The sequence below is a fragment of the Methyloceanibacter marginalis genome, from assembly GCF_001723295.1.
Lineage (GTDB): Bacteria > Pseudomonadota > Alphaproteobacteria > Rhizobiales > Methyloligellaceae > Methyloceanibacter > Methyloceanibacter marginalis.
In genome coordinates this window covers 1-10,682 of record NZ_LPWD01000458.1, presented here as the reverse complement: position 1 = coordinate 10,682, position 10,682 = coordinate 1, and the positions used below count along the sequence as shown (strand labels likewise).

11 protein-coding genes and 1 pseudogene are annotated in these 10,682 nt (G+C 64.7%); 2 read left to right on the top strand and 10 right to left on the bottom strand.

The window, feature by feature from the left end; all coding sequences use genetic code 11:
• The 5 genes and pseudogenes from AUC71_RS16350 to AUC71_RS16330 form a co-directional block, all read right to left on the bottom strand.
• Window positions 1-562 (bottom strand): rod shape-determining protein MreD (locus tag AUC71_RS16350; RefSeq protein WP_425283407.1); only part of this gene is annotated, 562 nt, incomplete at its 3' end.
• A gap of 35 nt (window positions 563-597) precedes the next feature.
• Window positions 598-1,079, bottom strand: a pseudogene (locus AUC71_RS22895) (rod shape-determining protein MreC).
• A gap of 17 nt (window positions 1,080-1,096) precedes the next feature.
• Window positions 1,097-1,339 (bottom strand): MreC domain-containing protein, encoded by a 243-nt coding sequence (locus AUC71_RS16340; RefSeq protein WP_069625110.1) that lies wholly within the window; start codon window positions 1,337-1,339, stop codon window positions 1,097-1,099.
• A 328-nt stretch (window positions 1,340-1,667) separates the two neighbouring features.
• Complete coding sequence (gene mreB / locus AUC71_RS16335) at window positions 1,668-2,705, bottom strand: rod shape-determining protein (RefSeq protein WP_069625109.1); 1,038 nt, start codon at window positions 2,703-2,705, stop codon at window positions 1,668-1,670.
• 403 nt (window positions 2,706-3,108) lie between these two features.
• Window positions 3,109-4,692, bottom strand: coding sequence for a 2-isopropylmalate synthase (locus AUC71_RS16330; protein WP_069625108.1), 1,584 nt, complete (start codon window positions 4,690-4,692; stop codon window positions 3,109-3,111).
• Between the two features lie 578 nt (window positions 4,693-5,270).
• On the opposite strand from AUC71_RS16330, the gene AUC71_RS21590 reads away from it, so the two are divergent.
• Complete coding sequence (locus AUC71_RS21590) at window positions 5,271-6,254, top strand: SLC13 family permease (protein WP_244501017.1); 984 nt, start codon at window positions 5,271-5,273, stop codon at window positions 6,252-6,254.
• Window positions 6,173-6,988, top strand: a complete 816-nt coding sequence (locus tag AUC71_RS21585; protein WP_244501016.1) for an SLC13 family permease — start codon at window positions 6,173-6,175, stop codon at window positions 6,986-6,988. The genes AUC71_RS21590 and AUC71_RS21585 overlap by 82 nt, the downstream gene beginning before the upstream one ends.
• Before the next feature lie 77 nt (window positions 6,989-7,065).
• Here the strand turns inward: AUC71_RS21585 and AUC71_RS16320 are convergent, their stop codons facing one another.
• The 5 genes from AUC71_RS16320 to AUC71_RS16300 all read right to left on the bottom strand — a co-directional run.
• Window positions 7,066-7,362 (bottom strand): hypothetical protein, encoded by a 297-nt coding sequence (locus AUC71_RS16320; RefSeq protein ID WP_069625107.1) that lies wholly within the window; start codon window positions 7,360-7,362, stop codon window positions 7,066-7,068.
• Window positions 7,359-8,849: a L,D-transpeptidase family protein gene (locus tag AUC71_RS16315; RefSeq protein WP_083238539.1), complete on the bottom strand. Its 1,491-nt coding sequence runs from the start codon at window positions 8,847-8,849 to the stop codon at window positions 7,359-7,361. Before AUC71_RS16315 ends, AUC71_RS16320 begins: the two co-directional genes overlap by 4 nt.
• Window positions 8,850-9,015: 166 nt before the next feature.
• Complete coding sequence (locus AUC71_RS16310) at window positions 9,016-9,486, bottom strand: aminoacyl-tRNA deacylase (RefSeq protein ID WP_069625112.1); 471 nt, start codon at window positions 9,484-9,486, stop codon at window positions 9,016-9,018.
• A gap of 151 nt (window positions 9,487-9,637) precedes the next feature.
• Window positions 9,638-10,027 carry a nuclear transport factor 2 family protein gene (locus AUC71_RS16305; protein WP_069625105.1) on the bottom strand — a complete coding sequence of 130 codons (390 nt, stop codon included), beginning with the start codon at window positions 10,025-10,027 and terminating at the stop codon, window positions 9,638-9,640.
• Between the two features lie 12 nt (window positions 10,028-10,039).
• Window positions 10,040-10,682 (bottom strand): DUF2165 family protein (locus AUC71_RS16300; RefSeq protein ID WP_204376769.1); only part of this gene is annotated, 643 nt, incomplete at its 5' end.

The window sequence follows — 10,682 nt, the reverse complement described above, 5'->3', positions numbered from 1 at the left end:
GAGAAGAGCACGGCGGGGAGAAGCGATAGCTTTGCTTGCGCGTATAGTCCGGCTTCTTCCGCGCGCCGTAGTGCAGCGCCTTCTTCTTTCTCATGAGGCGCCTCGGAAGAGCGTGTTGCGCGCGAGACCGACGCGGCCGTGGACGAACCCACAGCAGACCGTAAAGCACGATCGGGAACAAGGCGATCGAGGCGACCGCGCCAAACGCGATGGGCCACCAGTCGATCCAGCGGAAATAATAGAGCGAAGCGAGCAGCCAACCGAAGACGCCGAGCAGGCTCACCAGCACGGTCCAGATGAGCCAGTGAATGCCGACATCCTGGCTTTCCTTGAGCGTGCCGGCGCGGCGTCCCACCGTCGCCGCGATCAAGCACATCAAGGCCCAATAGCCCAGCGGACCGCCGCTCATAAGGTCGGCGAGAAGCCCGAGACCCACGGCGCCGGCGGGATGGAGCGCGCTGCCGGGAATGGCGCGCCAGCAGAACACCATCATCACCACGACCAGCGGCAGAATGAATGTCGCATCGGCCGGCAACCCCCACGGGACCGCGGTGGCAACCACCGCAAACAAGACAGATAAGGCCGGGAGGAGGTTGGTCATCGCTCTGCTTGCGCTTGCTCCCCGGTTGGCGGCGGGACCACGGCCATGGGCAGACCGGCACTTGCCGTCGCCGTTTTTTGCGCGGCGACTGGCGCCGCGGACAAGGCGCCGATGCCATCCGACGCTTCGGGTGGATCGGCGCGGGTCAAGGCCGGTGCGTCGAAGAACAGAACGCTGACGGCATCGAGCGAATTCAGCTCCGCGTAGGGCCGGACCTTGTAGGCGCCGGGAGAGCCCGCAACGACGCCGACCCGCAAGCCCCGTGGCAGAACACCGTCGCTGCCGGAGGTGTAAACCTCATCATCCGGGTAGAGCGTGGCCCCTCCGGGAGAAAATCGAGCTGAAGCTCGGCGCTGTTGTCGCCCGAGGCCAGACCGCGCACGCCGGCCGGGCCGACGAGGACGGGAATGCGGCTATTGAGATCGTTCAGAAGGAGCACGCGGGCCACGGAATGACCGGCGTCGACGGTGCGGCCCACAAGGCCATCGCCGTTGATCACGGCATAGCCGATACGCAAGCCGTCCCGGCGGCGAGATTAATCAGGGCGCTACGGACAAAGGGGCCGCGCGCATCGGCGATGACCCGCCCCGTGGCATAGACAAGAGCCGGCTCTTCGACAGCGTTCAACAGCGAGCGAAGATGGGCCACTTTCCGCTCCAGCAACTTGGTACGCCACTCCCACTGCTTGAGCTCTTCGTTCTCTTTCTTCAGGCGGTCGACCTCGTCGAAGGCGGCCATGTAAAGCTCCGCCCCGTTCCAGGGCACGGCGCGCCTCGATGGCGGGGACGGACGCGAGCTCGAGCATCGGCGCGGAGAGATCGACCAAACCGTTGCGGGCCTCGTTGATGGCCCCATGTCCGATGCGGCTCAGGACGAGCAGAACAGCGCAAAGGAAGTAGAGTCCGAAACTGAGGAGCTCAACCGGAGCAGTCCAGGAAGGCCGGTGCCGTCGAAACAGCGGTGCAGCGCGCTCGCGCATTTTCGTTCACTCAAAGAGAACGCCAGATGGCGTTCTGCCCCCTCTTCGTTTGAGCCCGCTCGAACGCGCGCCCCCTCCCCGCCCCGATTAGGGCTTGATCAATAGATCGGCGACATCGTCCAGATTTTCCAGGGCCATCCCTGTTCCCCGGACCACGCAGCGCAGCGGATCTTCGGCGATCTTGAATTTCACTCCGGTCTCCTGCTGGAGCCTCACGTCGAGTTTCTCGAGAAGCGCGCCGCCGCCCGTGAGATAGATGCCGGCATCGCAAATATCGGCCGTCAGTTCGGGGGGCACGTCCGCAAGCGCCTGACGGATGCCGCCAACGATCTGTTGGATCGGCAAGGTCAGCGCGTCGGCGATCTCGTGCGGCCCGAGCGTGATCTCCGTAGGGAAGCCGCGCTGCATGTCGCGGCCCTTGAGCGTGATGGAAACATGGGTGCCATTGGCCTTGGCGACGGCGGAACCGGCCTCTTTCTTTATGGCTTCGGCATTGGTCGCGCCGATCAGTAGGTGATGCTTGAAGCGCGCGTAGTTGACGATCGCCTCGTCCATGGAATTGCCGGCGGTGCGGATGGAGCGCGAATAGATGACGCTGCCCATGGACATCACGGCGATGTCCGTGGTGCCGCCGCCGATATCGACCACCATGGAGCCCCGCGGTTCCTTGAAGGGCAGGCCCGCGCCGATCGCCGCGGCCACCGGCTCCTCGATCAGATAGACCCGCCGCGCGCCCGCGGACAGTCCGGCCTCGTGCACCGCGCGCCGCTCGACCGACGTCGCGCTGGCCGGCACGCAAATCATCACGCGCGGGCTGCCGAACAGGCGCCGCTTGTTCACCCGGCGGATGAAATACTTGATCATCTCTTCAGCCGCGTTGAAATCCGCGATCACGCCATCGCGCAGCGGCTGAACTGTTTCGATCTTGCTCGGGGTTCTCCCCAGCATCGTTTTGGCCTCATGGCCAGCGGCAATCACCTTCTGGTCATCGCCGCGCCGCTCAATGGCCACCACGGACGGTTCGTCGAGAACTATACCTCTCCCCGGCACATACACGACCGTGTTTGCCGTACCGAGGTCGATGGCCATGTCTGCCGAGACAGAGCCCCAGACCCGCGAGAACATGCACCCGCCCCATCGGCTCACCGCATCCCGGGAGCCCAAAACGCTACTGACACTTGCGCCCGGCAGAAAATAAGGCCGTTCAAGGAGTTCGGGCTTCACCGAGCGCGAAGCTATGTTGCGTCAAATCGATCTCACGAGCAATGCGTGATACGTTCGATTTGAAAAAACTCTTCACTTGACGCGTTCATCGAGCGCGCGCGGCGCGCGCAGCCCTCCGGAGGGGGACGTGCGCCGAGCCGCTTGCCGCATGAGCGGCTTAGTGGCCTCCGCTAAGACCCCGACAGAGAGTCGTTTCGCCTGCGCGACGCCGGGGCCCGGCTGAGGGCCGCCGCAGGCCCGAATCGGCGAGCCTGCGGGCGCGTCCTTGCCACATTTAAGCACATGTCCATGACATGAGCATTACTCAAGAGGCGAGCATGGTCTCCGGCTTCCGCCGCGCGTCGCGCGCCATGAGCTTGTTCAGAGCGCTGACATAGGCGCGCGCCGAGGCGACCATGGTGTCGGTATCGGAGCCGCGGCCCGTGGCGATCTTGCCGTCGGCCTCCAGACGCACCATTACCTCGGCTTGGGCGTCCGTCCCCTCGGTCACGGCACTCACCTGATAGAGCGCGAGCCGCGCCTCGTGGGGCACCAGAGAGCGAATGGCCTGGAACGTGGCGTCCACCGGGCCGTCGCCCACCGCCTCGAAGGTCTGCTGGTTGCCGTCGACGTCGAGGGTGATGGTCGCCTTCTGGGGGCCGCCGGTGCCGGCGATCACGGTCAGCGCCACCACCTTGATGCGGTCGTGGGCGGAGGCGATCTCCTGATCGACCAGGGCCTCGATGTCCTCGTCGTAGACGTGCTTCTTCGCATCGGCCAAGGCCTTGAAGCGCACGAAGGCGTCCTCGAAGGCGTTGCCGCCGAGCTCATAGCCCAGCTCCTTCAGCTTCTCGCGGAAAGCATGGCGCCCGGAGTGCTTGCCCATGACCAGCGAGGACTCCTTCAGCCCGACGCTTTCCGGCGTCATGATCTCGAAGGTGCCGGCATGCTTCAGAATACCGTCCTGATGGATGCCGCTCTCATGGGCGAAGGCGTTCCGGCCCACGATCGCCTTGTTGTACTGGACGGGGAACGCCGTCACCCGCGACACGAGCTTGGAAGCCCGGGTCAGCATCGTGGTGTCGATGCCCGTCCACACATTCATGGCGTCGGCGCGGGTGCGGATGGCCATGACGATCTCTTCCAGCGCGGCGTTCCCGGCGCGCTCGCCAAGACCGTTGACGGCGCACTCCACCTGGCGCGCGCCGGCCATCACGCCGGACAGGGAATTGGCTACGGCCAGGCCCAAATCGTTGTGGCAGTGGGTGGAGAAGACAATTTGGTCTGCGCCGGGCACCCGCTCCAGAAGCATGCGGATCAGCGCGCCGAACTCATCGTGGGTGGCATAGCCCACGGTGTCGGGAATATTGACGGTGGTGGCACCGGCCTTGATGGCGGCCTCCACGCAGCGGCAGAGAAAGTCCTCCTCCGTGCGGGTCGCATCCATGGCCGACCACTCCACATCGTCGGTATGGCCGCGGGCGCGGGTCACCGAAGCGGTCACACGCTCCAGCACCTCCGCCTCGTCGATGCCCATCTGATATTTGCGGTGGAGCGGCGAGGTACCGATGAAGGTATGGATGCGGCCGCGCTTGGCGGGCTTGATGGCCTCGGCGCAAGTATCGATGTCCTTCGGCTGCGCGCGGGCCAGGCCGCAGATCACCGAGTTCTGCGAGCGGCGGGCGATCTCCTGCACGCTCTCGAAATCGCCTTGGGAAGCGATGGGGAAGCCGGCCTCGATGACGTCGACGCCCATCTCGTCGAGGAGCTCGGCGACCTCCAGCTTCTCGTCGAAGGTCATGGTGGCGCCCGGGCATTGCTCCCCGTCGCGCAAGGTGGTGTCGAAAATGACCACGCGGTCCTGCTCGGCGCGCGGCTGCCCCTCGGGGGTCTTGGTCTCGGAATCCATAATGCTCGTCCTTAAGCCTTTGGCCTTGAGTCTAACACGACTGGCGAGGCGCTTGAATCTTGGTGGGTTTGTCTTGCCATCCCCTGAACGCCCGCCTCGGCTTTAGCCAAGACCGCCGGAGCTCAGGGGCAGATAAGGAGGAGCTTCAGGGTGCGCGCGCGCAGAACCGCACAGGACGGAGAGCCGTCCGTGGTCATGCCGGTCTGTGTCATCAAGCGCTGCATCGGTCACCCTGTCGCACGAGGCCTCGCCTCGCGATGTCCGGAAAATAGTGGGAACAGGCCCCAAGAGCAAGGGATCTCCGGGTGTCCTTGTCGTATGTGGCGTGCCTCATCCTTACCGCGACGCGGTGAGCGCATTGTGCGGCAGGTTTCGGAGCGGGTCTAAATTAGGCAATTTCGCCTCACTCCGACGCGGAGGAGCAGAACGGGGCGCGCGCTAAGCTCCCGTTTCTTGGAGGAAACTGCGCGCGGGACGCCGTCGAAACGGAATGCGGCGGTCGAACGTTCGGATGGACGGGAGGGGATTACTGCGATCAAAGTCCGCTCCCGAACGGTCAACAGAGCGGTTCCACCAACGTGACAGAGTTCATCGCGCAGCACCAGGCTGGGATCGCCATCATCCTCCTCGCCGCGACGTTTGCCGCGTTTCTCCTGGAGCGCTTTCCTCCGGCAGTCGTGGCCACCGCCGGAGCGGCGGCCTTTCTCGTTCTTGGCTTGATCGACACCAAGGACGTCATGAGCGTGTTCTCGAACAGCGCTCCAATCACGATCGCCGCCATGTTCATTCTGTCCGGCGCGCTGGTGAGAACCGGAACCCTGGAGGCCGCTGCGTCCTGGATAACGTCTCAAGCGGCCGAACGCCCCAAGACAGTGCTCCTGGCGTTTTTCGCCGGCGTGATCGCCGCCTCCGCCTTCATGAACAACACCCCGGTGGTCGTGGTGCTTATTCCGATTGCCGTGAGGCTCGCGCGCACGGTCGGCATGGCGCCGACACAATTGCTGATCCCCCTCTCCTACGCCGCGATCCTCGGCGGCACGTGCACGTTGATCGGGACCTCGACCAACCTGCTGGTGGACGGCGTCGCGCGCGAGCACGGGCTGCCCGCTTTCTCGATCTTCGAGATCACGCCGGTCGGGCTTGTGGCGGCCGTGGTCGGAACCGCGACCATGCTCCTGCTCGCCCGGTACCTGCTGCCGGCGCGGATGAGCGCCGCGGACCTCATGGACGAAGAAGGCAAGGTGTTCTTCCTGACCGAGCTCATGGTCTCGGACGAATCCCGCTTCACAGGCAAGAAGCTCGGTTCCGTGAAGGAATTGAACCACGGAGGCATCAAGCTTGTCGGTCTCTATCGGGACGGGTCGACGATCCGCGGCGTGCTCGGCGATCAGATCCTGCAGCCCGGTGACCGGATCGCGATCAAGGCGACCATGCCCGAGGTTCTCACGCTGCATGGGGAGCGCGGCTCGATATCCTGGGCGTGGGCGGCGGCGAAAGCGGCAAGGATCACATCATCGTGGAGGCGGTGCTGGCCCCTGGCAGGGGCAATTTGCGATCGGTGAGCGATATGCGCCTTGGGCGATTTGGCGTTCGCCTATTGGGCATCAGCCGCCATCGCTACCTCCCCGGCGTGGACCTCGATTCGGTTCAGCTCCGAGCCGCCGACCGCCTGCTCCTCGAAGGTACCCCAGAGGGCTTGGCGGCCGCAGCGGAGGAAGCGGACTTCATCAACATGACCCAGCCGCGCTCCCGCAGCTTCAGGCGCAAGAAGGCCCCGGTGGCGATCGCCGCAATCGCCGGCGTCGTTCTCCTGGCGGCCCTGAACGTCATGCCGATCGAAGGACTGGCCGTGCTCGGGGTTGCCCTTATCCTGCTCCTTCGCTGCATCGATGCCGAAGAAGCGTGGGAATCTGTAAATGGCGGGATCCTGGTGCTGATTTTCGCCATGCTCGCCATCGGCGTGGGGCTGGAGAAGACCGGCGCCGTGCGCGAGATCGTGGCCGCGATCGAGCCGATGCTCGGCCAAAGCTCCGGGTTCGTGATGCTCGCCGTCGTCTATTTTCTCGCCGTAGCCCTGACCGAGCTTATCACCAACAACGCCGTGGCCGTCGTGCTCACACCTATCGCCATCGGCCTTGCGGAGGGCCTCGGGCTCGACTCGCGGCCGTTCCTTGTCGCCATCATGATGGGGCGAGCGCGAGCTTCGCCACGCCGATCGGCTATCAGACCAACACCATGGTCTATGCCTCGGGAAACTACAGGTTCGCAGATTTTCTGCGGATCGGCGTGCCCATGAATATCATCGTGGGCATCGCCACCTGCCTCGCCATTGCGCTGCTCATGCCGCTGTCGAAATGAGCGGAATGAGACCGGCTAGAAGTCGAACAGGGCCCGAGTGATGGCTTCGAAGTCGCCGTTCCCTCCCCTGCGCTGCCGGACGACCGGCCGCTGCGTTGTTTGGGCAACTTCCTCGCTGCCAGGCAGCCCGTAAGGCACGGCATCGCCGCTCAGCGCCGCGATCATCCGGCGGTCGTGACCGTAGAGGTCGCGGTACTGGGTGAGCTTGCCGTCCTCTTCCACCTTGGCCGTGAAATAGGTCAGGTAGACCGGAATGTGCTGCTTCAGCAGGATCTTGTTCGCGTCGATATTCCCGTGCATGGCGGCGTTCACCCGCGAAGCGTCCCAGCCTGATCATGCCCAAGGAGCACGGTCGCGAACTGGTCGGGGTTCTGCACGCGCATGCAGCCATGGCTGTTGGCGCGCACCGCGTTGGCAAACAGATGCTTCTGCGTGGTGTCGTGCAGATAGACATCGTGCGTGTTCGGGAAGCGGAACTTGACGAGACCGAGCACGTTGCCCGCTCCCGGCGGCTGGTAGACCTCGTATCGGCGGATGTCGGACCGGCTCCAATCGATCGTATCGGGATCGATGTCGCGGCCGTTGGCGCCACGAATGCGCAAGCCTTGGCGCTTCAAGATAGACGTGTCCCATCCGCCGCCGAAGAAGCCGCCGCCCCTATAGAGATAGGGCGCGATCTCCTCGGACTTGATGGAGGTCGGCACGTACCAGTTCGGCCGGAAGACGATCTCCTCCATCTCGTCGTTAAAGACGGGGGTCTGCTTGTCGGTCTTGCCCACAACCACGCGGGTTTCCCAAACGACCGCGTCATCCCCGACGACGCGAAGCTGGAACTCGGGAATGTTGACGTTGACGTAGAAGGCGCCGAGATCCTGCGGCAGCCAGCGCCAGCGCTCCATGTTGGCCAGCAGCAGATTGATCTTGTCCTGGCCGCTGACCTGGGGAGCCGACTGGCCGTTCAGCATCTGCCGCGTACCGGACCCGACGATGCCGTCCGGATGGCCGCCCTTGGATTTCTGGAACTCGCGGACCGCCTCGATCAGCTCCTGGTCATAGAGGTACTCGTTGCCCCCCGCCTTGACCGGGACCTCGAGACGCTTCCGCAGCAAAGCCACCTGGCCATGCTCGACGCCAGCCTTGAGGAGTGGGCCGGCAGGAATGACGATATCCATGGGGCCCGAGGTCTGCTCGACCTGGCCGCCGCGCTCGGCGAGCAGAGCCTTGCGCAGCGCCTCGAACTGCGGATGGCTCGGCTGGAAGCTGCGCAGATAAGCCGCCGGGTCCGAGCGGATGGCGATGAAGCCGATGACTTCCGCGGGCTCGGGCAGATAGAGCTTAGGATCGAGGTTCTTGCTCAGGCTCTGGGGATTGATGCGTCCGCCCCGGGCGTCGCGGGCATACTCCACCACGGCGGAGCTGATCTTGAGTTCGGCGTCGGCCAGTTGCTCGACGGCATCCGGCGCGGCCGGGTCGAAACTCGCGATCTGTGGAAGCTTGTAATCGGCGGCGCGCAGGCCGTAGTCGTCGGCCTTGGCGATCTCGCCCATGACCGCCTTGCCGCGGTCGGTGAGGCCGCTGTCGTCGACCCAGAGGAGCCGCCGATCCGGCACGGAGTAGTATTCGGCCAAGGCGATCTGCTCGGCCACGTCGCTCATGGACTTGACGCCAAGCTGGTCCTGGATGGCGATCCTGACCGCTTCGGTCTTGGTGATCAGCTCGGCCGGTCCGTCAGGCTCGGCCGCGAAACCCGGAGTGCCGACCGAGGCCGCCAGAATCAGCGCCAAGGCGATTCGTCTCATCGTTCTGCTCCCTCTGGCCCCTTTTAGAAGGCCCAAGCCCCTTTTTGAGAGCTTAAGCCCTCCCCGTCGCTCGGCACGGCGATTATGCGCTGTCCACTTCCAGGAGACCACCGAAATCAGGCCCTGAAATGGCACAATTCACGCGGAAATGACTGGCCCGGGGAGCCTAATGGGGCCGGCTGAAATGGCCGAGCTGGGCCGTCGGGGTCAAGGCGGTGAAGTCGGCGCGGCTCATATGCACGAGCGTCGCGTGGTCGCCGGCCTCGAAATAAATTTCCGGCTTCGAATTGATGTCCTCATCGACCACCACGTCCAGCCCATAGCACTCCCCGACAGCGGGCACCGCGCCGTCGACGCAATCGTCAAAGAGCTCGACGATCTCCTGCTCGCTGGCGAATTCCACGTCGTCGCCGAATTGGCGTTTGAGCTCGGAGAGGCGGATGTGATGGGAAGCGGGCAGCAGCGCGAGCGCATAGCCATGGGCGTCGCGGAGCAAGACCGCCTTGGCCAGGCGATCCCCCGGGATATGGCTCGCGGCGGCGGCCCTCCCGGACGATGGCGTGCGCTCGTGTTGGAGGACGTCGTATTTCACGTTCTTGGCGGCGAGATATTTCGCAACCGTGGGGGCAATGGCCATGATGGAACCTCCTTCGCGACTGATCGGCATCGCAAAGCGTGAGATCCCCCCGCCAACGCCTCACGCCAGCGGCCTTCCCTCAAACGGCAGCCTACACCCGGCGGTTCCCCGGTCACAATAAGACCTTTGCCTCGCCAATTTTCGCAAGGGCTTAGCCGGCGAGCGCCGTATCCAGGAACTCGGTGCAGGAGACCAGCTTGCCGCCCTCGAGCTCCAGAAAATCCGCAAGCTCGGTGGTGTAGGACTGGCCGGAGGTCACGAGATGGACGGTCGCCCGCCAGCGTATGGCGGCCTTGCTGCCGTCGATCACGCGGTCGAGGATGGCGAAATCCTCAAAGGCGATCGTATCGGCGATGGTCCGCATCAGGCCCATGACCGCCTCGTGGCCTTCTGCAAGCGCCGCCAGCATGCTGAACTCGGGCGAGCCCGCGATCTGGAACCTGGCATTGCCGGCGAAGCTTTCCCCGAGCGCCTCAATGTCGCCCTCGACGCGGGCGGCATAGAATTTTTCGATGAAGGCTTCCATCTCGCTGCGGTCCATGCGGCCTCTCCCTTACGCGGTGTCGGTGCTGCGGCGGCCCTTGTCGCTGCGGCGCCGGGCCGGAGCGCGCTTCTTCGCAGGGGGCGCTTTTTTGACTGCCTTCTTGGCCGGGGCGGCTTTCGCTTTGGCCGCGGGTGTGTCCGCGGACGGTTGGGCCGGCTCGGCGGGCGCGGCCAGATCGCCGTCGGGCTGATTGACGAAGATAAGCACGGCAAGCGCGGTCACATAGAAACGGAAGGCCGGCTCCTGGCCGTTCCAGGTCGCCGACTGCCACATGGCGAACCATTCCCCGGCAACCACCATGAAGCCGACGAACCAGACGAGAAACGCGGCGAGCACGCCGGCCACCACCAGACCCTTGGCCGCGTTGAACACCGCGCCCGGGGCAAGCCGGACTTGCCAGAGCCGGATCGTCCCCGCCAGGAGGAGGATGCCCGCGATCGCCTCGCCCGCAATGATCAGCCAATAGCAAAGGGTCCAGAGCGCGGGGCTCGTGATGGACCGGTACATCAGCGCGTTGCCGGGATAGGTCGTATCCATGCTCAGCACGTGCTTCACGAAGAGGAAGTTCGTGCCGTAGTCGGTGATGTTGTCGAAGGCCACGAGCAAGCAGAACACCGCGAGGCCGAGCGCCATCACGATCTTGGCGTAGCGG